Genomic DNA, 23,197 nt, shown 5'->3' with positions numbered 1-23,197 from the left:
CATTTCTCGCTTCTAGCTCTCTATCTCAGGAGGTGCGTCTCATGGTGTCGGCCCGCATGATGTCGGCGTGGGTGTGCCTGGTTATGTCCCTGTGCTTGTCAGCCCTGTCCCCGGACGCCCAAGCAGCGGACAAGCTGGTAGTGTATTCGGGCCGTGCCGAACGCTTAATAAAACCGGTGCTCGACGAATTCCAAGCCAAGAGCGGCATCCAAGTGGAGTTGTTGTCTTCCGGCACGACCGAGTTGGTAAACCGGCTCCAAGCCGAAGGGGACCGTACCCCGGCCGACGTGTTCATCACAAACGATGCCGGCAGTCTCGAACATGCCCGCGAGTTGAAGCTTCTGAGACCGCTCAATATGAGGGAAGTCGACCGAGCAATACCCCCGCAATTCCGTGCCGCCGACAACAGTTGGATCGGACTCTCGGGCAGGTTCTGGATCGTCGTTTACAACAGTAAGCTCGTCACACCGGACCAGATTAAGTCGCTCCTCGACTTGGCGAACCCACAGTGGAAGGACAAGATCGCGATTCCCAATTCCGGCAGCGAATATCTTCAGGCGGGAGTCTCGGTCATCAAGGCGACATATGGCGATGATAAGACCAAACAGTTTCTTCAGGGCCTCAAGGTCAATGCAGGCAACCAGGTCTATCAAAAGAGCAGCCAGATCGTAGAGGCGGTCGCCAAGGGACAAGCGGCGGTCGGCATCGTGAATCACTACTACATTTACCGTCACCTTGCCGCGCAACCGGACGCCCCCATCGCGGCCCTTATGCCGGATCAACAAGAAGGGGGAATGGGAGCGATCATGAACGTCGCGGGTATCGGTGTGACCCGCACGTCCAAACACGTCGAGGCCGCCAAGGTGCTAGTCGAATTTCTGGTGGCGCAAGCGGGCCAGAAACTGTTTGCGGATCTGGACAAGGAGTACCCACTGCATCCGGAAGTGAAAGCCGATCCCGCGTTAGTCGACCGGCACTCGTTCCGCGCGGCCTTAGTTCCGCTGGCCCGCCTGGCCGAACTTCGTGAACCGACGCTCACACTCATCGAACAAGTGGGGCTGCGCTAGCAGCATTGAAGCCCCATGGTCACCTCGGTTCGCCAGTTCATCCTGTCACCGCTACAGTGGTTTAGCCTGGCCACCACCACATTGCTGGTGCTTCCGTTAGCCTACGTTACCTTTCTGGCTGCAACGGCCAGCCCCGCCGTGTGGAAGCGTCTCTGGGCTACTCGAATCCCCGAGTTGCTCTGGAACACGGTGTCCCTCGCCACTAGTGTTTCCCTGCTGACACTCGCGCTTGGCGTCTCGCTGGCCTGGGTCGTGGTGCGCTATGAGTTCCCTGGGCGACGGATCTGGGAATGGGTGCTGGTGCTGCCACTGGCCATGCCGACTTATGTGCTGGCCTACGTCTACGCGCACCTTCTCGGAATGGGCGGGCCCATCGACGAGTGGTGGCAGTCGATCGGTGCGCCGGCCGGTCTACTTTTGTCCCCCACCAGCTTCTCTGGGGTCAGCCTCGTAATGGCCCTGGATACGTTTCCCTTTGTGTACCTTCTTGCCCGTGGAGCCTTGCTCAGCTTGAACGTCTCGTTCGAGGAGGTCGCCCGGGTCTGCGGTGTCTCTCCATGGGCCACACTCTGGCGGGTGACGCTCCCGCTGATTCGACCCGCCATCGCCGCCGGATTGGCCTTGGTCATTCTGTACGTGGTCTCAGACTTTGGGGCCGTCTCGCTGCTCCGCTATCAAACATTGACCTATGCGGTGTACCAGCAAATGACCAGCCGGTATGATCATACCGCCGCAAGTGTGCTGAGCGTGCTGCTGGTTGCCCTGGCCTTATTGTTTCTCGTGACAGAGCGATGGTTTCGACAGCGCAGTCGATTCTATCAAACAGCCGGCCGTTACCGAACGCCCGTCCGACAAGATCGCGGCCCAATCGGTGTAACGCTCTTGACCATGTTCGTCGGCTTGGTATTCGCCGCATCATTCGGCGTCCCAGCTTTCATGCTGATCAAATGGAGCGTCGCTGCAGTGTCGCAGGGAGTATTGGATGCACGGTTTTATGGGTTCGTTTGGAATAGCGGCTTCCTCGCCTGCTTGGCTGCAACCAGCGCCGTCATACTAGGCCTCCCGTTGGCTTATCTCGCCAGCCGGCGTCCCAGTCGCATCAACCTGGCCTGCCTACAAGCTGCCTATGCCGGGTACGCGTTGCCGGGTCCCGTGGCCGCCTTGGCCGTCCTGGTCCTCTTCACAAGCCTTGCCCCGTTCTTGTATGGTTCAATGGTGGTCTTGGTCGTGGCCTACGTCCTACACTTCTTACCGGCCGGCCTGCAGTCGCTTGAACCAGCCCTGCAACAGGTCACACCGAATATCGAAGAAGTGGCGAGGACTCTTGGCTGCACGACGCGACAGATCTTGCGCCGTGTGACACTCCCCCTGATTCGGAATGGCTTCGTCGCGGCCTGGGTGCTCATGTTCCTTCAGACGATGAAAGAACTTCCGGCGACCCTGTTATTGCGTCCCGTCGGTTTCGATACGTTGGCCATTCGGGTTTGGCTCGAAGCTAGTGAGGAGTATTACCAGTTGGCCGCTCCCTCGGCTCTGCTGATCGTCATACTCAGCCTGCCAGCCCTCTTGATGTTGGTATCAAAGGACTGGCGTGCTGCCTGAGAGGACATTGCCGTGAATTGCGTAGTGGGTCCTGACGAGGACAACGGGCAACATTCAGCGGGCCAATCGGCGCCCTCAGCGGGCGATTCAATGCCCACGTCGCCACCGGTGCTGGATCTTAGAAGTGTGTCCTGCGCCTATGAGCCATCCAGGCCAGCCGTAGAAGGGATTAGCTTCAGTGCGCAAGAAGGGGAAATTCTCTGCCTGCTCGGACCATCCGGCTGTGGCAAGACCACCATTCTTAGAGCCATCGCCGGCTTTGAACGCGTAACCGCCGGCGCCATCACACTCTCAGGCCAACTCGTGTCCAGCCCAGACTTTCTGGTGCCAACGGAACAGCGCCGGGTCGGAATGGTCTTCCAAGAATATGCACTCTTCCCGCACCTGCGGGTCGAACAGAATATTGCCTTCGGCCTACGGCATTTATCCAAACATCAACGCCGCGGCGTGGTCGAGGATCTCCTCAAATTGACTGGACTCTCCGGCTTGGACCGGCGCTATCCGCATGAACTCTCTGGCGGCCAACAACAACGCGTCGCACTCGCAAGGGCGCTGGCCCAACAGCCGATCGTATTGCTGCTGGACGAACCGTTCAGCAACCTGGATCCCGATATGGCGAGTCGAATGCGCCATGATCTGCATGAACTGCTCCGTCGGACAAAGACCACCACAATCTTGGTCACCCACGGCCACGACGAGGCGTTCGCGATGGCCGACCGCATCGCGGTGCTCAACAACGGCCGGCTTGAGCAGTTCGATGCGCCTGAAGCCATTTATCACATGCCCGCAACGCCGTTCGTCGCCGACTTTGTGGGACAAGCCGATTTCATTTCCGGAGTCGTGACCCATGGAATGGTCGCCACCGAGTTAGGCTCATTTCCTAATACTCTCAGCCTGGAGAACGGCACCCATGTGGTGGTAATGATCCGCCCGGACGACATTCACGTCGTCCCCACAAAGGGGGCCGAAGCGCGCGTACTCTCCCGGCAATTCAAGGGCTCAGAAAACCTTTACACCATTCGCCTACCGTCTGGGCAAATAGTGCATAGCAGCGAACCCTCAACGAGCGTCTATCAGGTGGGCACGGCCGTAGAACTCCGCGTGGTCGCCACCCATACGGTCCTCTTTGCGCAAAGGTCGGCGCAGAACACCTGATTGAGCCGCGCGGAATTTGACGGAGTGTCTTTGGTTCTCACATAGAGTGCAGAGTGGTCACGACGGGATCCAACCCACCGCGCCGTGAGCCGTGATTGTTCATCCTAAAAGGAGTGTCTCATGGACGCGTTGAAGCACGCCGTGGATTATGGAATTATCGGTCTCCTGCTGTCCTTAAGTGTATGGTGCCTGGCAGTAGCTGTTGAGCGTTGGTTGTACTATCGTAAGGTAGATCCCGCCCAGTTCTCCGATGTTCAGGTTTTTGAGATTGCCCTCACTAAACGTCTCGTGATCATTGGTACCGTCGCCGCCAATGCCCCCTATATCGGCCTGCTTGGCACTGTATTGGGCATTATGTTGACCTTCCACACGATGGGCACCTCCGGCACAATGGCCGTCAACACGATTATGATCGGCCTGAGCCTTGCCCTCAAGGCAACGGCGGTCGGACTGTTGGTTGCGATTCCCTGCGTTGTGATGAACAACATCCTGCGTCGCCGCGTCGCTGAACTCTTATCTCTCTATAAGGTGCAGCATGGAACGAGAAGTTAATCAGATCAACGTCATCCCTCTCGTCGACGTCATGCTGGTGCTCCTGGTCATCGTACTGACGACTGCAACGTTCATCAGTACTGGGCAAATCCCTGTCAATCTGGCTAAGGCCAAGGAAGTCGGCGACCATAAAGACGTCCCCGTCGTCATCACCCTGACCTCGGAAGGAAATCTCTTCTTGAATGATCAGGCGATTCCCGCCGATGGGTTAAAGGCGGCTTTGACCTCGCAACCTCGTGAATCGCTCGTGGTCGTCCGCGCCGACAAGGTCACGTTGCTGGAACGATTTGTGGCGGTGGTTGATGAAGTGAGGGGCCTGGGCTTCCAGTCGGTCAGCTTGGAGGTCGTTCGCTTGTGACTGATCAGCCAGTCGTTGGGAACAGGGAGTTTGCCCACCTGCGACTGAGTGGCTGGATCATTTCTGCTTGCATACACGGCTTCGCTCTGTTTCTGGCCACATCATTTCTGGCAAAAGTAACACTGGCGCCTAGCACCACGCCCTTCCAGTGGAACGTGGCTGTGGTGCACCCTCCCGAGGCGCCCGCTTCGACTTCAGCCTCAAGCACCCCCGCCGTCCCCGCTGCGACGCGGCCCAAGCCATCAGCGAGGAAAGAGATCCCGATGCCAGCCCGACCGACCGGCCCTCCGGTTGCTTCTGCGCAGCGGCCTTCCTCTCGGGATGCGGTCAGTGCCGATCCGCCCAGGCCCATCGAATCCGCCGACCTGGCACCAGCACCACCCCCTCACGTCGAACCTTTCCGATCAGAATCGGCCGCTGTGGCCGCACCACAATCCACAGGCGTCCCCGAGCCCCCCAAGCAAGACGTAGAAAGCACTCTCCATCCCCAGCCGTCACTTAGTGAACCGCAGCCCCCAACTCCCGTGCGGGAAGAGACGGCCGCACCGCCGACGCCCAATACCCCTCCGGCACAATCAGCCACAGCACCGCCAGAATCTGAGCCGCCAGCTACCAGCGTAGCAGCCGTCGCACCTCCTACGGTGCAGGCACCGCCGACGCGGAAACCGGATTTGGGTTGGCTAGCAGGATCAATCCTGCAGCGCATCGAACCCTTTAAGCGTTACCCAGCCGCAGCAAGAATTGAGAAATTGGAAGGTCGTGTGGTTGTTCGAGCGGTAATTCTGGCTGATGGTCAACTTGCTTCATCTGACATTGCAAAAAGCTCAGGACATGACATTCTCGACCAGGCGGCCCTAGAGGCGGTGCGGCAAGCGGCCCCCTTTGTACTGACCCAGCAGCTTGGGCGAGAGCGCGTAACAATCCACATTCCCCTCAGTTATACATTGGGTCGTTAGATTCGCAAAGGAACCCACTACAGCTATTCCAGCGTTGCCTCCCCCATTTGAACTCTGCCCTGTAAACGCGAGGAGACCCAAACTTTTCCATCCCGATCGACGATGATTGCGCCGACACCGGGCAGACTCTCAATCAATGCCATGGCGCGTTCCCGCCCCATCACGAATAAGCCCGTATCAAGCCCATCGGCAGTGATCCCATCCGAAGCCACAACGGTCACGCTCTGACAGTCCCAAGCCGGTTGGAGAGTTAAGGGATCGAGGATGTGATGGTAGCGAATGCCGTCTCGTTCAAAGTACCGCTCGTAGTCACCGGCGGTTGAAATTGCTTCATTCTTGAGATTGATCCTGGCAAGCAGGACGCCCTCGCGTCGGGGATGCCGAATTCCAACAGAAAAACCCGCCTGCTCTGGAAGACTCCCGAACGTCTTAATATCTCCGGACAGCGCGACCACTCCTCCCTGAGCACCAGCCTGTTGCATCACCTCAGCGGCACGGTCCGCCGCGTACCCTTTTCCTATCCCCCCGATATCGATGCGCATTCCGAAATGCGGCAAAAAAATCGTACGCTCCCCCTCATCCAGCTGAATAGCTCGCCAATCTACTAGCGGATGCAATCGCTCTAACTCTTGAACAGTTGGGATTTGCTGCCGTTCGGTGACACTCCACGCCTCAACAGCCGGGCCCACGGCAATATTAAATCCTCCCCCGGTCATCCGCGCGAAATCCAATGATCGGGACACCAACTCGAACGTCTCCTGGCTCACACGAACCGGCCGTCTACCGGCAGAAGCATTGACCTGCGAAAGCTCGCTATCTGGACGCCAGGTACTGAGGAGCTGCTCCAAGCGCCTGATTTCTTGAAAACCCGCCTGAGTCGCCTCTTGGGCAGTTTCGCGACGAGCAGCCACCGCCGTGATAGACACGACGGTACCCATATGCAACTGGGCCCGCTTCAGAACTACTGGATCCCCCCCTCCGCCCACTCCTGCACACCCGTGCAGCGCGCCAAAGACCACAATGACGAGCAAGAGCCTGCGCCAGTCGAAAAGTCGGGAAGCAACGAGCACCGGGTCAGGTAGCCGCATGATTCCATTATAGAGACCGCCTGGGCCGAATGACACTGGCCAGGCAGCAAGCAGAGGGGGTTGACTTCTCCCTCGGTTGCGAGATATTAATAATCGTTCTCAATTTCATTTGAGAGGAGCCGTTCGCGAAATGGCATCCACAAGCTCTCCCATCGAATCTGGCTCCAACGCCGAAACCCGCTGTGAATGCGGGCAGCTCATCGCCAAGGTCCGCGGCGGGGGTCTGGAACTGAAATGCAAACGCTGTAAGCGCATTGTCCTCATCCCTTTCGCGTCCATTGAAGGGTGGAGCACGGTTGCATCATGACCTCTATCATGGAAGGAGGTATCTCGCTCAGTACATCCTCGACAGCTTGTCCATACTCTTGCAGCACATCCTATACAGGCCAGAGACCATCGAGTCCCGAGTCAGACCATCACCACTATACAGTTCACGGAGGTTTCCAATGAGGGTGCGGTCAATCCTCGGGGCTCTCGTCTTCGCTAGCTTACCGGTTTTGCCGGCTATGGCTGTTGATATGACCCCGGAAGACATCAAGAAAATGGTCGATGAAGCAGTGGAAAAGCGACTCCAGGAACACGAACGTCATGAAGGCGCCATGGAACGCCGCGACACCTCAGCAGGACAGATCAACGAGCCTGGCATCGGTTCTCTGCCTGAGGTCGGCCGAGAACGTCGTGCCGAATCCCAGCCTGCTCTTTCCTTCGGATCAACTGGCTCAGGCCGTCTTGTGTACGCAAAGCCTTTCGTATCGGCACCAAAGGCTATTGTCGGCGGCTATATGGATATCCAATTTCGCTCGCACCGAAACGGCGTTCTTGAGTCCGGATACGAAGCCAACGGTGTGAAGCGCGGTACCACCAACGGGTTTGACCAGCAACGCTTTGTGCCATTCATTTATGCTGACGTCACTGAGCATGTGAAGTTCGCAGCCGAATTGGAAATCGAGCACGGCATTCGAGAAGATGCGACACAGGGTGCGGAAATCGGGCTCGAATTCGCCCATATCGACTACCTTGTGAAAGAACCTTTCAATCTTCGGGCGGGCATCCTGCTCATCCCGATCGGAAAGTTCAACCTGTTGCATGATTCACCGTTGAACGATTTAACCGATCGCCCACTTGTCAGCCGTCTTGTGATTCCTTCCACAATGGCCGAAACCGGCGCAGGCTTCTACGGTACGGTCTACCCGGGCCGGACCAGCAAGTTGGACTACGAGTTCTATGTCACAACCGGGCCCTGCGGATACAACGCAGACGGCACGCCACGGATCCGCGAAGAAGACGGAACTCGAGGTTCACGACAGCGTAAATGCGCTTCCGCTGACGGGTTAGATATCAACAACGGCAAGGCCGTGTCCGGCCGTATGGCGTTCAGTCCCATGTTGGGCATTGAGGTCGCAGGCTCCGGATACTTCGGCAACGCCTCGCCCTACAGCTACAATCCTCTCAGCATCATGGCGGTCGACTGGACGCTCCAAAAGGGTCCGTTCGAAGTCATCGGAGAAGCGGCTTGGGCCTATGCTCGCGGGAATTCTCGGCAGATTCCCGTTCCTGGCGGCGCCACAAATCCTGTGGGCTCACTCCTCACCGGGGTGAATACGTTCAATACCCTGGCGGCTCCCCCACAACGTATGCAGGGCTTCTATATCCAAGGGAACTACCACTTTATGCCTGCATTCCTGACGGCACTCTCTCCCAAGCGATTTGGGGAAGGCGCGACGTTCACGGCGGTCGTCAGATACGACAGAGTTAACTTGAACATGGACAACCGCGGTGAAAACCAAGGGGAATTGGAGCAAATTTCGTTTGGCTTGAACTACCGTCCGGTGGAAGACGCCGTGTTCAAGGTCAGCTATCAGTATATGCCCAAGTCCTTTAATTCCAACACGGAGAGACGGATTCATGACAGCGCGTTTGTAATCTCTGCTGCGACGTATTTTTAAGCCGCATGCGGCGGATTGTCTGAACATTCGGACAATCCGCCGCCCGAAAGGAATCTCTTGCACGTGAAATCCTCTGCCTTGACCGCCATCCTATGCTTGCTGATCACTGGCTGTGCAAGCATGAACGGCAGCCACGCACACACATCTGTCTGCTCATACGACACCACATGGGAAGCCACGGTCGATGTCCTAAAAGGCTACTCGATTACGACCCAAAACAAGGAAAAGGGTGTAATCGAAACAGCCTGGATCGAGATGGAAGGCAAAGAGCGGTCGTTCGGCATCTTCGGGCGTGAAGGATTCGGCAACCGTGAGCGGGCACAGTTAACTGCTACGGTCACGCACGACAAGGATGTCGCCTCGGTCAACGTTACCGAGATCCGTCAACGCTGGCACGCCAGGGGTGGTGTGACGTCGCAAGCCACAAAATGGTGGCCGATCGAACCGTCGGAAGAGGTGCTGCAAGATATTTCCACTCGGCTCACAACGAAGCTGCGAGAGAAAGGCTGTGCAACAACATGAAGTTCGTCGTCCTACTGTCCAGTGTCATACTATCCGTTGCTCTCCTCCCCACCTTAGCCCGCAGCGAGCGGATATGGGACAGTGAACTGAAACGCTATCTGACGGATCAGGAAATGACCATGGCAGAGGTCTTCATGACCGAGGAGGAAGGGCTCAGGGTCATTCTTCCAAAATCCGAGCGAGTGAGGAAGGAACAAATTCGTCTCACTCCTGAAAAGAAAGCACAGATCGAAGAGCGAATCGGCTGGAAATTCCCGGAAGAGTCCTTTGAAATTTACATCGGCGAGACCGGCACACAAATCGACGGGTATGCGATGGTACATAACACCATCGGTAAACATAAACCGATGACTTACATGGTCGGGGTCGACCAACAGGGCAAGGTATCGGATATCGAGTTGCTGATCTTTCGGGAAGCGCGCGGCAGCGAGGTGCGGCAGAAGCGGTTCAATTCTCAATACGAAGGCAAGTCCGTCCTAGATCCGATTAGGATCAACAAGGACATTATCAACATCAGCGGCGCGACGATGTCCGTTCGCTCGATGAGCGCAGGCATTAAGCGCGTGCTGGTGCTTGTCGACGAGTTTTATCTCAAGCCGGCAGGACAGGGCAGCGATACCATGACGGCGCGCAAGACGGACAAAGGCTTCTTCAAATCCATTTTCGGCAACTAGGCCACGGCCCGTACTCCGGCTATGCGCAACTTCAACAGCCGCTTTCGACTCCGAGATTCGGACCGTCACATCCGATTGCTCTATACGATTTTTCTTGGGCTGATGCTCACGGGATTCCTCTTTTCATTTTTCTGGGCACACAGCATGACGGGCCTCTCGCCGCAAGGCATTGCCGATCACTACCGTGGGTCGGATGCCACCTTCGGCGAACCCATGTCGTTCCGAGAATTGGCGGAGGTCACCCACTTTCATCTGTTTACGATGCCGGTGGTGTTTATGATTCTTGTCCACGTCCTCTACCTCACGAATGCGAGCCATGCCACGAAAGTATGGACGACATGGTTGGCATTTGGCGGCGTGGGATTGGATCTCCTCTCCCCCTGGCTGATCAGTTACGTGTCTCCCGTTTTCGTCATCACGATGCTGACTGGCGATACGCTGATGATGGTGTCGTTCCTGATCATGATGTGGATCCCGTTGCACGAGATGTGGATTCTTAAGCAGCCACTCATGGCTGGGAAGCACGGGGAAAGCCACAAGCACTAAACCAGACGCCCGTCTGCCATACAGCCCGCGGCCAGAGGCCATAGGCCCAGAGCCCAAGATCGTGCCCACGGTCTTGGGCTCTGTTGTTTTTTTAAGGAGGTGACCGATGCAGTCATCCGTAGTTGCGCCAATCAACCCCACAGCTCAGTTGCTTCACGGAATCATGATGGAACTGCGGACGCTCGATTCGTTGTCCCTGCCCCTTTCGTCCCGTGAGTATATATGCCATCTCACCCTCTGTCGGCTGGCTCGTCGTATCGAAACCGCACTGCCTCACCACTATGGCCATGGGGAGCAAGCTGCTCACTATGCAATGCGCTTGGGACAGGAGGCAGGACTCTCGCCGGAGGATCAGACAGAGCTGCATTACGCCGCGTTGCTGCATGATATCGGGCTTCTGACGGTTCCAAAACATTTGACCGACCCGAGCGCGACTCTGACGCCTGAGGAATACATCCTCGTGCAAAGCCATTCGCGGGAAGGTGCGCAACTATTGAGCGAGTTTCGCTTTCTAGGTCGCGCTGCGTTGTGGATCGCACACCATCATGAGCATTGGGATGGCTCTGGATATCCCTACGGGCTGCGCGGCTTCTATGTGCCGCTGCCGGCACGTATTCTCGCCGTCGCGGACTCCTTTGACATGCTGGTCCGGCAGTCTGGCTCGGCCGCACGAGCCTGTCGGCTGCTCCAAGCCTCCTCAGGGACCCAGTTCGACCCATCACTGGTCGCGCTGGCCTCTGAACTCCTGCAATTCCCTGTGCAACCGGTTCATGCCTTTCAAACCAAGGATGCATCGCCTTTAGGTTCGAGGTTCGGAGTGGAATGTGCCCTTCCACAACGCGCAGGGGAGGGCGCCTCGATTCCTCCTGAGGCCCCCTCCTCTTCCCTTCCAGCTAACTTACCTACCGGACACATGGAGGAAGAAGAACTCCCGTGATCCAGATGGGGCAGACGACTCCAATATTCAGGGTACCATTACTATTGCAGGCCGGCTTCACATCATCGGCTCGCAAGACGTTCACGGTCGACGGACCGCGATCTGCTTCGCCAACTCCCGAGTCTCACCCGAGCTGCGTTTCTTGAACTCCATATGCATCGACTCCATCGCGAACGGCCCAATTTCCTTGCTGTGACTTCCCACTTGGATCTCGACGATGGCTGCAACCTCTCACAGCTCAGCACACTCGCGCTTCCCGTCGTTATCGACACTCTCAAGCGTGTCCATCGGGCTTTTCACGTCTCATGGTCCGCCTTTCACACAAACTGCTACACATTCCTTGTCGACCCGGAGGGATTCCTGCGTTTCCATTTGATCCACGCCCTCAGCCAGAGTGGGATGAACACTCTCCGTGCAATCGTGGAGGAGAAACGAAGACTGATGAAGCCGCTTCAGGAGAAGAAGACCGTTAGACCGGGAGTTGTAGTTCCGTGGAGCCTACGAGGACTGACAGGACCTGCTGCGAAAATCACCGCTCAGTGGGAGATCCGATGAAGATCATACGATGCCCACGTTGCGGTCGAAACGAATTAACCTTTACCGGACCATTTTGGAGCTGCGCGCCCTGCGGCCTAACCGTCACTTCGGCAGCGCTGGCGATTGACTGTCCGTACATGCGGGGCGCCATACCTCCAGGCCACCCTTGTTGATACCACCCCTCGCCTATCAGGAAAGAACTACTGGCGGCCCGATGGGGGTCGGGCCGCCCCAAAATCCCACGTTCGATTTGGCGGGCTAAACCTTACCACCCTTCATCTGTTCGGCCAGATAGACTGGTAGCCCGACCTGTTTGATCGTACGGAGCTGGGTTTCAAACCAATCGATGTGCTCCTCCGTATCGATGATCATATCCTCAAGCCGATGCCGGGTAGTGAAATCACCGACCTTCGCACAGTGCACAATCCCCTCTCTCAAAAGATCCGCGTCCTCTCGCTCGAACGACAAATCCGCCTCAAACAGATCCGGCACCTTCTTACCTGTTGCCACAACATCCAACTGATCGACCGCCGGAGTCCCTTCGAGATACAAAATGTGGTCGATCAATCCTGAGGAATGGGAAACCTCCTCCTGGGCCAGGTGGCTGAAATGCTCGTGCAACCGCTCATATCCCCAATTCTTACACAGAGCGGCGTGTAACAGGTATTGATGCACGGCTGTCAATTCCCCCACCAGTACTTTATTGAGACGCTCGATTACCCCGTCTTTGGCTTTCATGATAACTCCTGCTGATACCGCATAGGGCCAGTGGCCCCGATCAGCTATCCTTCTTGATTTGCTCGGCCAGGTAGTTTTCTACCCCGACCTGCTTGATGGTTTCCACTTGCGTTTCGATCCAATCAATGTGGGCATCCACATCTTCCGCCATGTCTTCCAGCATATGACGCGTGGTGAAGTCCCCGACCTTGGTGCAATGCACAATTCCATCGCTCAGCAGCGCCAGCATCTCCTGCTCAGCCTTGAGATCAAGCTTGAACTGTTCTGGGACATTTTCCCCGACCTGCACCGTGTTCATACGCTGAACGTTGGGAACGCCTTCCAGATATAGGATATGTCCGATCAATTGATCGGCATCCTTCATTTCGTCGATACTCCGCTCTCTGACTTTATGGTGCAGTCTCTCATAGCCCCAATTGGCGCACATCTTTGCATGCACGAAATATTGATTGATCGCTGTGAGATCTGCCGTCAGCACTTTATTCAGAATCTCGATGACTCCCTGTTTCGCTTTCATGGGTCCCTCCTCCCGGCCATAGGGCGCCTCCCGTGATGACCTGACGCGCATACGCGCATCAGATTGCATTTCTACTTTCTATCTTACACTCTAATTAGAGATTCTCACGGGGCTTGTCAACAAGAGAGATACGTATTATCGACAAATGTTCTCAAATTCAGTGAGAACAGATCTCATTGCTCCTGCGACTAGCGCGCCGTGCGCAAGTCAAACCAACACACGCGACACAACAAAGTCAGAGTGCTGAATGGCTGACGGAGAAGGAATGCTACAGGGATGAGAGGAAAGGGAGAGAGGAACGAAGCCGTCTACCCAGCTTCACGGTAGCCGCATTCTTCGTTTCGGCACTGAACAGTTCGCCCCGTCTGCTTGCTCACCTTTTCGATTAGGAATGGGGCCTGGCAAGTAGGACAAGCCTTATTGATAGGTCGATCCCACAGGGCATATTCACATTCTGGATACCGGCTGCAGGCATAGAAGTTCCGGCCCTTCTTCGTCCGCTTCTGTACCAAGTCGCCGCCGCAACCGGGCTGCGGGCACTTCACGCCCAACGCGATGGCCTTTGTCGTCTTACAAGCGGGATAAGCGGAGCAGGCCAGAAATTTTCCGAAGCGTCCGCTCTTGACCACCATCGGACTCCCGCACTTCGCACACTTTTCATCCGTAGTTTCCTCAACCTTCGGCACGATCTTGATCGTCCCGTCGGCTAGGCGTTCGAAGTTCTGTGTGTTTTTGCAGGGAGGATCTTCCTTGTACGCAGGGCAGGCGAGAAATTTTCCGTTCCGCCCCCATTTGATCTCCATCATCCGCCCGCACTTCTCGCAAGGAATGTCGGTTGGCGGCTCGACGACGTCCTTCGGACCGGGGATGTTCTGGGCCAGCTCCATGTCCTTGGTAAACGGCGCATAGAACTCCCTCACCGCCGCGACCCACGGCTTGGTGCCTTCTTCCACCTCGTCCAGTTGCTCCTCCATATGAGACGTGAACTCGGTATCGAGGAGATCCGGGAACCCCTTCAGGAGAAACTCATTGACGGTCTTTCCCGTTTCGGTAGGAAGAAATCGGCCCTCGACCTTCTCGACATATTTTCGATCTTGGATCGTAGAAATAATCGAGGCATAAGTGGATGGACGGCCGATGCCTTTTTCTTCCAACTCACGGATCAGCAGCGCTTCATTGTAACGCGGAGGAGGTTGGGTGAAATGCTGTTTGGAAGTCAGTCCTGGCACCGTCTGCGCGTCCTGTGCGATCAACCGAAGACGTTCGCCTTCGTTGAGCGCAGGGAGCTGTCGGTCCGAATCGTCCTCCGCTTCCTGATCGCTCTTGGGTTTCTGCGTCAGCAATTCCTTGTCGATTCCCTCAAGGTACACCGCCGTATGCCCGGGAAATTTCACGACCGTACCGGTCGCCCGGAAAATGTAACGGTCCTGGGTTCCGACTGGTGCGCTGTCGACTCGGGTCACATCCAGGATCGCAGGCACCATCTGGGAGGCAATGAAGCGGTTCCAGATCAACTTGTAGAGTTGATATTGGTCGTGCTCAAGGTATTGGCGGATCGATTCGGGGTCGCGGCTGGCTTTCGTCGGACGAATCGCTTCGTGTGCTTCCTGTGCGGCTTTCTGCGTCTTGTAGACGTTCGGCGTGGCAGGCAAGTAGTCGGCGCCGAACCGTTCTTGAATCAGCTGCCGAGCATCCTCCGTAGCTTCTTGAGAGATGCGTGGCGAATCCGTTCTCATATAGGTAATCAAGCCGGTGGCGCCTTCCGCCCCGATCTCCACCCCCTCATACAACTGCTGGGCAAGGGTCATCGTCTTCTTCGGGGTGAAGTGCAGCTTCCTGGCCGCTTCCTGCTGCAAGCGACTGGTAATAAACGGGGCTACCGGATTCCGCTTCTTCTCTCTCCGCTCAACCGATTGCACGACGAAATCTTTGCCCTGCACGTCAGCCAGGATTCGTTGCGCCACATCGCCGGTGCCGATCTCTGCGTCTTGCCCATTGATGGAATGGAGCTTGGATTCGAAGGCGGGCGGGTTTGGACCAGACAATAGCGCCGTAATCGACCAGTATTCTTCCGCGCGGAAGGCTTCCCGCTCTTTTTCCCTATCACAAATGAGACGCACCGCCACGGACTGGACGCGCCCCATGCTGAGGCCTCGTCGAACCTTCTTCCACAACAGCTGGCTGCCTTGATAACCGACGATTCGGTCCAAGACTCGGCGGGCCTGTTGCGCCTGCACGAGCTTCATGTCAATCTCGCCGGGCGACTGCAGCGCCCGCTTGATGGCGGACTCGGTAATTTCGTTGAACAACACACGGAAGACTTTCCCGTCTTTCTTCTTCCCTTTGCCATGCAGTTCCTGCGCGATGTGCCACGCAATGGCTTCCCCCTCACGGTCAGGGTCCGGAGCCAGGAAGACTTTGTCAACTTCGGAAGCCTTCTTCTTGATATCCGCAAGCACTTTCGATTTGCCCTTGATCGTGACGTACTGGGGTTCGAAGTCGTGCTCCAGATCCACGCCCAACTTGCTGGTAGGCAAATCTTTGACGTGGCCGACGGAGGCCATCACGGCATAGCCGCGCCCCAGGTACTTCGTAATCGTCTTCGCCTTGGTGGGCGACTCAACGATGATCAGGGTTTTTGCCATTTTGTCCTATCGCTTCAAGCGGCGCTTGAGTATCTCATGGTCTGTCGGCTCCCCACCCCTTCGAGAACGGCTCCGACAATGGCCGTATATAGACTTGACCGGGCAACGGTCGAATCGCCTGCTTCAATTCCAAACCAAGAAGTGCGGCAGATACTTCGTGGGCCGCAAGGCCGGTCGATTGAATAATTTCGTCGATCGTCCTTGGCTCGCATGAAACTGCATCATACACCAGGCTTTCTTCTTTTCCAAAGCGATGGTCTGATTTTTTCACAGGAGCCACGCGCTCAGCAAATCGCTGCTTGCATACAATATCCAATTGCGGCCACAATTCTTCGATGACGTCTGCCGCAGACTCAACCAATCGCGCACCTTCTCGAAGGAGCTTGTGGGGGCCACGGCTGCCTTCATACTTCACAGAACCCGGCACCGCAAACACTTCGCGTCCCTGCTCGCCGGCAAGACGTGCCGTGATCAAAGACCCGCTCTCGAGTGTCGACTCAGTCACGATCACACCCAACGCAAGCCCGCTGATGATTCGATTGCGGCGAGGAAAATGGTGGCTCAATGGCTGAGCCCCCAATGGAAGGTCGGACAGGACGGCGCCGTGCTGCTCAATCTCAGCACGCAGCAGGCGATGTTGTGGTGGATAGGTCCGATCGAGACCGCACCCCATCACGGCCAATGTGCGACCGTTGGCCGCCAGCGCCCCGCGATGGGCCGCCCCATCGATCCCCCGTGCCAATCCACTGACGATCGTCAGTCCGGCGGCCACCAGCTCGCGAGCCAGTTCTTCAGTGAACAACCGCCCCGCTTCACTCGCTCTCCGAGCACCCACGATCGCGACGGCCGTCTGATCCTCCGATGTTACGGTGCCTTTGACATACAACAGCGGCGGTGGATCTGGGATCACACGGAGCCGTGCAGGATAGTGCGGATCGAGCACCGTCAGCACATCGATGCCTTCACGAGCCGCCTGCTCGAGTTCCCGATCCGCCGCCTCACGCGCCGAGGCGTCAGGTCCACGCACGATCGCTTCCGCAAGCGAGGCACGGCACCCCGCCTCCATCAGTGCGGCAACCGAGCTGGCGAGGACCGCGTCCGGTTCGCCGAACGCCTCAATCAGTTTCAGCAGAACGGCATCCCCGACTCCGGGAACCGCGCGCAACAGTAACCATGCCCGCAGCGATGAATCAGCCATGGCCAACCAGGATAAGCCGGTAGTGGACGAGACGGGCAGTGACGGGGGCGACAAGAGGCCCGCCGTGAGGCAGGCATAAGGTCGAACGCCGAGCGGATTTAAATCACGACCAGATCGAACTGTTCCAGATGCAGGCGATCATCCGATTGCACGAGAATCTTGGCGCCGAATCGCCGTTCAAGATCCTCGATCCCTTGCTGCTCCTGCTCCTGCAGCAAATTGGCGACCGTCGGGTGAGCCCCGACGACGACACGCTGCTGCTCGATCCCGTTCCCGATCCGCCGCACTTCCCTGAAAATCTCATATGCGACCGTCATTGGGGACTTGGTATAGCCCCGACCGTCGCAATAGTGGCACGGCTCGGATAACGCACGAAGCAGGTCTTCGCGTACACGTTCTCGGGAAATTTCGATCAATCCCAGGTCGGAAATTCTGGAGATTCGGGTCCTTGCCTTGTCCGATGACATGGCGTCTACCAACGCATGGTAGACCTTGTCGCGGTTTTTCTCCCGCTCCATGTCGATGAAGTCCACGATGATGATGCCGCCGATGCCGCGCAACTTGACTTGATACGCGATCTCGCGAGCCGCTTCGAGGTTGTTGCGGAGGATCGTCTCTTCCTGGTCACGCTTGCCGACGAAACGGCCCGTGTTCACGTCGATGACCGTCATCGCCTCCGTATGGTCGATGACGATATAGCCACCTGATTTCAGCCAGACCTTGCGGCTCATGGCCCGGGCGATCTCCTGCTCCACACCCAGATGGTCAAACAGGCTTTCTTCCTTGTCGTAGAAGTGGATCCGCGAAGTTTGTTCCGGCGAAAATCGCTGGACGAAATTCCGAATGGCCTCATACTCGTCGCGCGAGTCGATCAGAAGGCGATCCACGCGGCGGCCGAACAGATCGCGGACCACACGAAAGCTCAAACTCAAATCGCTGTGCAAGAGACTCGGGGCCGGCTGGTGATCCCGCTTGGCCAGCACGTCCTGCCACAGAACGTGGAGAAACTCGACATCGGAACGGAGTTCATCCTCTTTGACGCCTTCGCTGACCGTTCGAACGATATAGCCATACCCAGGCCGACGGGCCCGCTTCATGATGTCCTTCAGGCGCGCCCGTTCATCGTCCCGGGGAATCCGGCGTGATACCCCGATATGCTCAACCGTCGGCATGAACACGAGGTATCTTCCGGGAAGAGAAACATAGGTCGTCACGCGGGGCCCCTTCGTGCCGATCGGCCCCTTGGAAATCTGGACCATGACCTCCTGGCCTTCCGACAGTAATTCTTCGATCGGCTTCGAGCTCTGGCGTTTGGGGCGTGGCACTTCCGACTCTTTTTCGTCTTCCTCACCCTCGATCAGCGTGTCTCCGGTATCCAACTCCATCGTGAGATCGGACACATGCATAAATGCAGCTTTTTCCAGTCCGATGTCGATGAAAGCGGCCTGCATCCCGGGCAGTACTTTGGCGACACGTCCCTTATAGATGTTTCCGACGAAATCCTGATCTTTCGCGCGGTCTCCATAGAGGTCCGTGACGACCCCGTTATCCAGCACCGCGACGCGGGTTTCCTCCCGCGAAATACTGATGGCAATCTCTACGCCCATACACACTCCTTTGCGGTCAGGTAGGAGGAGCCGGGAAACCGACGCGGGACCATCCGTCCCGGGTTCCTGGTTGTCTCGCCGAACCGATTCCCCCTGCCTTACTAAATATGGTTATTTCACAATGGCTTGCCCTCTGTCCAGGCATGCCTAGTAGAACAGGGTCAAACGCCGTCTTTTGACGTTCAACAACAATCCAAGGGACGCCATCGTCATAATGGTGGCGCTCCCTCCATAACTTACCAACGGAAGCGGAATGCCCACGATCGGGAACATGCCGGCCGTCATACCGATATTGACCACCACGCAGAAACACAGCATGGCGATAATTCCCGCCGCAAGCAGCGCCCCCAGCGTATCTTTGGCTCGCCCGGCAATTTCCAACGAGACCCATATCAGGGCGATAAACAGCGCGAGCAAGACGAGCACCCCAAGGAATCCCCACTCCTCGGCGTACACGGCAAATACGAAGTCCGTATGGCCTTCAGGAAGGAATTTCAGCTGGCTCTGAGTTCCCCCGTAAAGGCCCTTGCCCACCAATTCTCCCGAGCCGATCGCAATACGGGATTGCAGCGCGTGGTAGCCCTTCCCTCCTGGATCGTAGTCGGGGTCCACGAATGCCATGACCCGCTGTCGCTGGTAATCGTGCAAGGATGCCCAAACATATTCCCAAACAAACGGGAACAGCATCACGGAAAGGAGCAGGATAATGCCGAGGGCTTTCGAGCGAACCCCCACCATCAGCAGCATCGCCGCATAGACCGCCAGAAAGCTCAGACCGCTGCCGAGATCCGGTTGCTTCAAAATCAGGATGAGTCCCGGCAGCACGATGAGGCCGGGCAGGACTACCCGTTGCAACCAGCCGACCCGTGAAACGGTCGAATAGTAGTTCGCCAACACGAGAATCAATACGAGCTTGGCAAATTCCGACGGTTGAAACGCGAATGGGCCCATTGGAATCCATCGCTGCGCGCCGCGACTGGATTTGCCCATTACCAGCACGACCGCGAGGAGGATCAAAATGACGATATAGGCTGGATAAGCCAGCCGGGCGATCTTGTGATAGTCGGACAGATACATCACCAGAAACGCCACCGCCCCCAGCAGAATCCAGACAATTTGCTTCAGATAAAAGGGAAAGTTGGTGTCTTGGGAATGCGTCACGCTGTAGATCGAGACCACCCCGACGGACAAAATGATGACGATAAGCCCGAGGAAGCGCAGGTCGAAACTGTCCAGGCCGCGACTATCGATCACACGGTCAATCATCAGGTCCGCTCCGGAGCGATAGCCGCCGGGGGTTTAGGTTTTGCGGCCCCGCTCCCGGTTCCCGCCACCGGTTGCGGGTAGGCTTTCACATAGGCCTCAATCAATTCTTTCGCCAGGGGTGCCGCGGCCGACCCGCCGTGGCCCATGTGCTCGGCCAACACCGCGACGGCGATGGTCGGAGCCTCTACGGGAGCAAAGGCAACAAACCAGGCATGGTCGCGAAACTTCTTCGGAATGTCTTTTTCGGGCCCCGTGCGTAGGGCCGCCGTCTGAGCCGTTCCCGTCTTTCCGGCAATCGTCACCAGCGGCGACTTGGCTCTCGTCGCGGTTCCCTCTTTCACGACTCCGGCCAATGAATCGCGAATCAGCTTCAACGTGGCAGGTTTAACGTTGACGCGCCCACGGACAGTCGACGCCAGTTCCTCTTGCGACGCGGTCACTCGATTCATGATCGACCGCACCAACCGAGGCCGTACGGACACTCCGTCATTAGCTACCGTCCCGATCACACTCGCCATTTGAAGCGGGGTCACGGTCACATACCCTTGGCCGATGGAGGCGGAGATCGTTTCACCGGGGAACCAGGGTTGGCCTTTGGCCTTTTGCTTCCAGGCTGTGGAAGGCACGATGCCGACCCGTTCGGACGGTAACTCGACGCCGGTCTCCTGCCCCAATCCGAACTGCTTCGCATAGTCCGCGATCGTATCGATGCCCATTCGTTGGCCCACGGTATAAAAATAGACGTCGCACGAATGGATCAACGCATGGTCCATATCCACCGATCCATGCCCGCCGGCTTTCCAGTCATGGAACAGCCGGTTACCGAACTGATAGCCGCCGGTGCAGCGCACCTGCGTGGCCGGCGTCACCGTATTGGACTCCAACGCCGCGGCAGCCATCACAACCTTGAAGGTCGAACCGGGCGGGTATTGCCCTTGGGTGGCCCGATTGTTGAGCGGCCGTCCCTCATCCTGTACGATTTCCACCCACTGCTTCGCGGTCAACTCCTTGGAAAGCACGTTGGGGTCGAAACCCGGCCGGCTTGCCATGGCCAGGATATCTCCGGTCCGCGGGTCCAATGCGACGATGGCGCCCGATTCCGGTCCCAATAAATCTTCGGCCATCTTCTGCAGTCGCACGTCGATCGTGAGATAGAGGTCATCGCCGGCCAACGGCTTGTCCATGACGACCGCACGTTTTTCATGGCCCAACGCATCGACCTCGACGCTTTTTTGCCCCGCCCGACCACGAACCTGCCGGTCGAACGATTTCTCCACACCATATTGTCCGACGATGCTCCCTTGATGGAGATCGGCAAACTCCGGCTTCTCGAGTTGTTCCGCTGAAATTTCCCCCACGTAGCCGAGTACGTGCGCCGCCACCGCGCCGCCCGGATAGTTCCGCTGCGATTCCACCTGAATCATCACTCCCGGCAAATCCAGCCGGTGCGATTCGATCAGGGTCGCTTCCCGCAGAGTCAGCCGGTCCTTGATCTTTCTCGGCTGCAGCTTGCCCCCCCGGCCGGAAGACAACTTCTTATGCACCAGCTCCGAATCGAGATTCAGGAGTGAGGTCAGTTGTGCGACCAACGCTTCCCGGTCCTTCACGTCCTCCAACGTCACATACAGGGCGAAACTCGGCACATTGTTGGCCAGCAACACGCCATTACGATCGAAAATAAGGCCGCGAGCCGGTTCGAGAATGACCGATCTGGTCCGATTGTTTTCCGAGAGGTCCCGATAGTATGGCCCCTCTCGGATCTGGAGGTGCCAGAGGCGCAAGGCAAGCAGTCCAACCACGAGCAGCAATCCCACACGCAGAATAGTGAGTCGCCGCTGGAGATCGTGAAGTTCTGAATCGTTCAGCCCGACGGAGGCCATACCTATCCTGTAGAGAACCCCTATCTACAATACCGGATCGGTGATGAGACGGTCGTCGGGCCATCGCCGCCTGAACAGCAGATAGACCCCAGCGCCGATCAGGGCGTCGAAGGTAGCCTGAATCAGCACCGTGGATCGAAGGACCGTCCACGTTTCTTCCAGCGTAGTCGGTTTCATCGAATACATGAAGACCGCGCTGGACAGGCAGGAAATGACCCCCAGGCCGACCAACAGGACCATCGGCGTGATATGCGCCATGTGGCGTCCGGCCAATCCGGCCAAAAATCCGGCGCCGCCCTTGGTGACCACATTTACCCAGAGATCGCCTGCGGACAACAAATCCTGCGAACAACCAAGGATGAGTCCGAGCACCAGCCCGTCTAACTCGCCGCCAAGAAATCCCACTAAACAGGCCGCGATGAGCCCCAAGTCCGGGCGGACTCCCAAGATGCTGACGTAATGGAGCAGTGTGGTTTGAAACGGAACCACCACCAGCGCCAAAACGACGTACAAGACGAACTTCACGGTTTTTTCCGGTCTCCCTGCGTCCCTTGCAGAAGCTTTTGCGCCGCCTCGGCTTCCTCGTATGGTGCGGTGATGACGAGGACCTCATCCAGCCTAGTGACATCCACTTCGGGTTCGATCTCGGCGGTCTGAAACAAGGCCCCCTCTTCCTTTTCAATCTGCGTCAGCACACCGATCGCCATGCCGCGCGGAAACACGCCGGTCAAGCCGGAGGTTACGACACGATCACCGGCTTGCACGTGCGACAGGAGCGGGATGTATTTCAGACGAGCTCGTCCATGGCTGGTGCCTTCGACGATTCCCTCATCCCGCGTGCGTTGCACGAGACCCGCAATCGCGTTGTTCGCGTCCGTCACCAACAGGACGACCGAAGAGGCGGAGTTGGCCTTCACTATGCGGCCCACCACTCCGGCGGGTGTCACCACCCCCATTTCCGGACGAACGCCGTCCTGCTCGCCTTTGTTCAGAATCAAACCTCGATACCAATTGGTGGCGTCACGCCCGATGACTTGGGCGGCCACAGTCTGCGACTTGGATTGTTCCTTGAACTGCAGGAGAGTTTCGTACCGTTGCGTGGCGGCGACCGACTCGCGAAGCTGGTTGTTGTGGCCCTTCAGCAGATCAAGCTCACGGCGCAATTGCCGGTTTTCCTCGCGCACGCCTTGAAGCGCGACGTATCCGTCCCACGTCTCCGTGAGGCCGTGATCCACGGCGGAAAAAGCCGCCAACGGCAGGCTGAGAATCTGTCCGAGCGGTCCGCCGAGATATTGAAGCAATCCCTGGCTTTGGCTAGGCAGGAGAAACAGCGCGGCGAGCAGCAAGGCGAAGAGCACGACGGCTAATCGCCTGGAGCCGTATGTTGAGCGCAAGATAGCCATCCA

21 protein-coding genes are annotated in these 23,197 nt (G+C 57.3%); 11 read left to right on the top strand and 10 right to left on the bottom strand.

Annotated features, from left to right (window positions below; all coding sequences use genetic code 11):
* Nucleotides 1-41: 41 nt before the first annotated feature.
* The 6 genes from KF814_16505 (at nucleotide 42) to KF814_16480 (ending at nucleotide 5,690) form a co-directional block, all read left to right on the top strand.
* Entirely contained in the window at nucleotides 42-1,067 is a 1,026-nt protein-coding gene (locus KF814_16505; protein ID MBX3237748.1) for an extracellular solute-binding protein, read from the top strand.
* A 15-nt stretch (nucleotides 1,068-1,082) separates the two neighbouring features.
* On the top strand, nucleotides 1,083-2,669 hold the full coding sequence (locus KF814_16500) for an iron ABC transporter permease (protein ID MBX3237747.1): 1,587 nt from the start codon (nucleotides 1,083-1,085) through the stop codon (nucleotides 2,667-2,669).
* 90 nt (nucleotides 2,670-2,759) lie between these two features.
* Complete coding sequence (locus KF814_16495) at nucleotides 2,760-3,824, top strand: ABC transporter ATP-binding protein (GenBank protein MBX3237746.1); 1,065 nt, start codon at nucleotides 2,760-2,762, stop codon at nucleotides 3,822-3,824.
* A gap of 120 nt (nucleotides 3,825-3,944) precedes the next feature.
* Nucleotides 3,945-4,376 carry a TonB-system energizer ExbB gene (exbB, locus tag KF814_16490; GenBank protein MBX3237745.1) on the top strand — a complete coding sequence of 144 codons (432 nt, stop codon included), beginning with the start codon at nucleotides 3,945-3,947 and terminating at the stop codon, nucleotides 4,374-4,376.
* Nucleotides 4,360-4,734, top strand: coding sequence for a biopolymer transporter ExbD (locus tag KF814_16485; protein ID MBX3237744.1), 375 nt, complete (start codon nucleotides 4,360-4,362; stop codon nucleotides 4,732-4,734). The genes exbB and KF814_16485 overlap by 17 nt, the downstream gene beginning before the upstream one ends.
* 671 nt (nucleotides 4,735-5,405) lie before the next feature.
* Nucleotides 5,406-5,690, top strand: a complete 285-nt coding sequence (locus tag KF814_16480; GenBank protein ID MBX3237743.1) for an energy transducer TonB — start codon at nucleotides 5,406-5,408, stop codon at nucleotides 5,688-5,690.
* Nucleotides 5,691-5,713: 23 nt separating this feature from the next.
* Here KF814_16480 and KF814_16475 read toward each other — a convergent pair whose 3' ends face one another.
* A complete protein-coding gene (locus KF814_16475; GenBank protein MBX3237742.1) occupies nucleotides 5,714-6,778 on the bottom strand; it encodes an FAD:protein FMN transferase in 1,065 nt (354 codons plus the stop codon).
* A 506-nt stretch (nucleotides 6,779-7,284) separates the two neighbouring features.
* On the opposite strand from KF814_16475, the gene KF814_16470 reads away from it, so the two are divergent.
* The 5 genes from KF814_16470 to KF814_16450 all read left to right on the top strand — a co-directional run bounded on the left by KF814_16470 (nucleotide 7,285) and on the right by KF814_16450 (nucleotide 11,403).
* Nucleotides 7,285-8,724 (top strand): hypothetical protein, encoded by a 1,440-nt coding sequence (locus tag KF814_16470; GenBank protein ID MBX3237741.1) that lies wholly within the window; start codon nucleotides 7,285-7,287, stop codon nucleotides 8,722-8,724.
* A 120-nt stretch (nucleotides 8,725-8,844) separates the two neighbouring features.
* Complete coding sequence (locus tag KF814_16465; GenBank protein MBX3237740.1) at nucleotides 8,845-9,246, top strand: hypothetical protein; 402 nt, start codon at nucleotides 8,845-8,847, stop codon at nucleotides 9,244-9,246.
* Entirely contained in the window at nucleotides 9,243-9,920 is a 678-nt protein-coding gene (locus KF814_16460) for an FMN-binding protein (protein MBX3237739.1), read from the top strand. Before KF814_16465 ends, KF814_16460 begins: the two co-directional genes overlap by 4 nt.
* 21 nt (nucleotides 9,921-9,941) lie before the next feature.
* Nucleotides 9,942-10,466 carry a hypothetical protein gene (locus KF814_16455; protein ID MBX3237738.1) on the top strand — a complete coding sequence of 175 codons (525 nt, stop codon included), beginning with the start codon at nucleotides 9,942-9,944 and terminating at the stop codon, nucleotides 10,464-10,466.
* 106 nt (nucleotides 10,467-10,572) lie between these two features.
* On the top strand, nucleotides 10,573-11,403 hold the full coding sequence (locus KF814_16450; protein MBX3237737.1) for an HD domain-containing protein: 831 nt from the start codon (nucleotides 10,573-10,575) through the stop codon (nucleotides 11,401-11,403).
* Between the two features lie 795 nt (nucleotides 11,404-12,198).
* Here KF814_16450 and bfr (KF814_16445) read toward each other — a convergent pair.
* The 9 genes from bfr (KF814_16445) to mreC all read right to left on the bottom strand — a co-directional run bounded on the left by bfr (KF814_16445) (nucleotide 12,199) and on the right by mreC (nucleotide 23,194).
* Entirely contained in the window at nucleotides 12,199-12,678 is a 480-nt protein-coding gene (gene bfr / locus KF814_16445; GenBank protein ID MBX3237736.1) for a bacterioferritin, read from the bottom strand.
* Nucleotides 12,679-12,718: 40 nt separating this feature from the next.
* The gene (gene bfr / locus KF814_16440) at nucleotides 12,719-13,195 is read right to left on the bottom strand and encodes a bacterioferritin (protein ID MBX3237735.1); all 477 of its coding nucleotides are present in this window, start codon (nucleotides 13,193-13,195) and stop codon (nucleotides 12,719-12,721) included.
* 308 nt (nucleotides 13,196-13,503) lie between these two features.
* On the bottom strand, nucleotides 13,504-15,840 hold the full coding sequence (topA, locus tag KF814_16435; GenBank protein ID MBX3237734.1) for a type I DNA topoisomerase: 2,337 nt from the start codon (nucleotides 15,838-15,840) through the stop codon (nucleotides 13,504-13,506).
* A gap of 34 nt (nucleotides 15,841-15,874) precedes the next feature.
* Entirely contained in the window at nucleotides 15,875-17,038 is a 1,164-nt protein-coding gene (dprA, locus tag KF814_16430; GenBank protein MBX3237733.1) for a DNA-processing protein DprA, read from the bottom strand.
* Between the two features lie 98 nt (nucleotides 17,039-17,136).
* Complete coding sequence (locus KF814_16425) at nucleotides 17,137-18,645, bottom strand: Rne/Rng family ribonuclease (protein ID MBX3237732.1); 1,509 nt, start codon at nucleotides 18,643-18,645, stop codon at nucleotides 17,137-17,139.
* Between the two features lie 147 nt (nucleotides 18,646-18,792).
* Nucleotides 18,793-19,911 (bottom strand): rod shape-determining protein RodA, encoded by a 1,119-nt coding sequence (rodA, locus tag KF814_16420; protein ID MBX3237731.1) that lies wholly within the window; start codon nucleotides 19,909-19,911, stop codon nucleotides 18,793-18,795.
* A complete protein-coding gene (mrdA, locus tag KF814_16415) occupies nucleotides 19,911-21,791 on the bottom strand; it encodes a penicillin-binding protein 2 (protein ID MBX3237730.1) in 1,881 nt (626 codons plus the stop codon). The genes rodA and mrdA overlap by 1 nt, the downstream gene beginning before the upstream one ends.
* Nucleotides 21,792-21,815: 24 nt before the next feature.
* Nucleotides 21,816-22,316 (bottom strand): hypothetical protein, encoded by a 501-nt coding sequence (locus KF814_16410; protein MBX3237729.1) that lies wholly within the window; start codon nucleotides 22,314-22,316, stop codon nucleotides 21,816-21,818.
* Nucleotides 22,313-23,194 carry a rod shape-determining protein MreC gene (mreC, locus tag KF814_16405; GenBank protein MBX3237728.1) on the bottom strand — a complete coding sequence of 294 codons (882 nt, stop codon included), beginning with the start codon at nucleotides 23,192-23,194 and terminating at the stop codon, nucleotides 22,313-22,315. The genes KF814_16410 and mreC overlap by 4 nt, the downstream gene beginning before the upstream one ends.
* Nucleotides 23,195-23,197 lie beyond the last annotated feature (3 nt).

It is taken from the genome of Nitrospiraceae bacterium, from assembly GCA_019637075.1.
Lineage (GTDB): Bacteria > Nitrospirota > Nitrospiria > Nitrospirales > Nitrospiraceae > JAHBWI01.
The sequence above is the reverse complement of the archived record's forward strand: the minus strand, read 5'-3'. Positions and strand labels throughout refer to the sequence as shown.

Coding starts and splice junctions, on each gene's coding strand:
- dprA (MBX3237733.1), bottom strand. CDS start 17,038: ATGGCTGATTCATCGCTGCGGGCATGGTTACTGTTGCGCGCGGTTCCC.
- KF814_16455 (MBX3237738.1), top strand. CDS start 9,942: ATGCGCAACTTCAACAGCCGCTTTCGACTCCGAGATTCGGACCGTCAC.
- mrdA (MBX3237730.1), bottom strand. CDS start 21,791: ATGGCCTCCGTCGGGCTGAACGATTCAGAACTTCACGATCTCCAGCGG.
- KF814_16470 (MBX3237741.1), top strand. CDS start 7,285: ATGGCTGTTGATATGACCCCGGAAGACATCAAGAAAATGGTCGATGAA.
- KF814_16465 (MBX3237740.1), top strand. CDS start 8,845: ATGAACGGCAGCCACGCACACACATCTGTCTGCTCATACGACACCACA.
- KF814_16475 (MBX3237742.1), bottom strand. CDS start 6,778: ATGCGGCTACCTGACCCGGTGCTCGTTGCTTCCCGACTTTTCGACTGG.
- KF814_16495 (MBX3237746.1), top strand. CDS start 2,760: ATGCCCACGTCGCCACCGGTGCTGGATCTTAGAAGTGTGTCCTGCGCC.
- mreC (MBX3237728.1), bottom strand. CDS start 23,194: ATGGCTATCTTGCGCTCAACATACGGCTCCAGGCGATTAGCCGTCGTG.
- rodA (MBX3237731.1), bottom strand. CDS start 19,911: ATGATTGACCGTGTGATCGATAGTCGCGGCCTGGACAGTTTCGACCTG.
- exbB (MBX3237745.1), top strand. CDS start 3,945: ATGGACGCGTTGAAGCACGCCGTGGATTATGGAATTATCGGTCTCCTG.
- KF814_16450 (MBX3237737.1), top strand. CDS start 10,573: ATGCAGTCATCCGTAGTTGCGCCAATCAACCCCACAGCTCAGTTGCTT.
- KF814_16425 (MBX3237732.1), bottom strand. CDS start 18,645: ATGGGCGTAGAGATTGCCATCAGTATTTCGCGGGAGGAAACCCGCGTC.
- bfr (MBX3237736.1), bottom strand. CDS start 12,678: ATGAAAGCCAAAGACGGGGTAATCGAGCGTCTCAATAAAGTACTGGTG.
- KF814_16505 (MBX3237748.1), top strand. CDS start 42: ATGGTGTCGGCCCGCATGATGTCGGCGTGGGTGTGCCTGGTTATGTCC.
- bfr (MBX3237735.1), bottom strand. CDS start 13,195: ATGAAAGCGAAACAGGGAGTCATCGAGATTCTGAATAAAGTGCTGACG.
- topA (MBX3237734.1), bottom strand. CDS start 15,840: ATGGCAAAAACCCTGATCATCGTTGAGTCGCCCACCAAGGCGAAGACG.
- KF814_16500 (MBX3237747.1), top strand. CDS start 1,083: ATGGTCACCTCGGTTCGCCAGTTCATCCTGTCACCGCTACAGTGGTTT.
- KF814_16460 (MBX3237739.1), top strand. CDS start 9,243: ATGAAGTTCGTCGTCCTACTGTCCAGTGTCATACTATCCGTTGCTCTC.
- KF814_16485 (MBX3237744.1), top strand. CDS start 4,360: ATGGAACGAGAAGTTAATCAGATCAACGTCATCCCTCTCGTCGACGTC.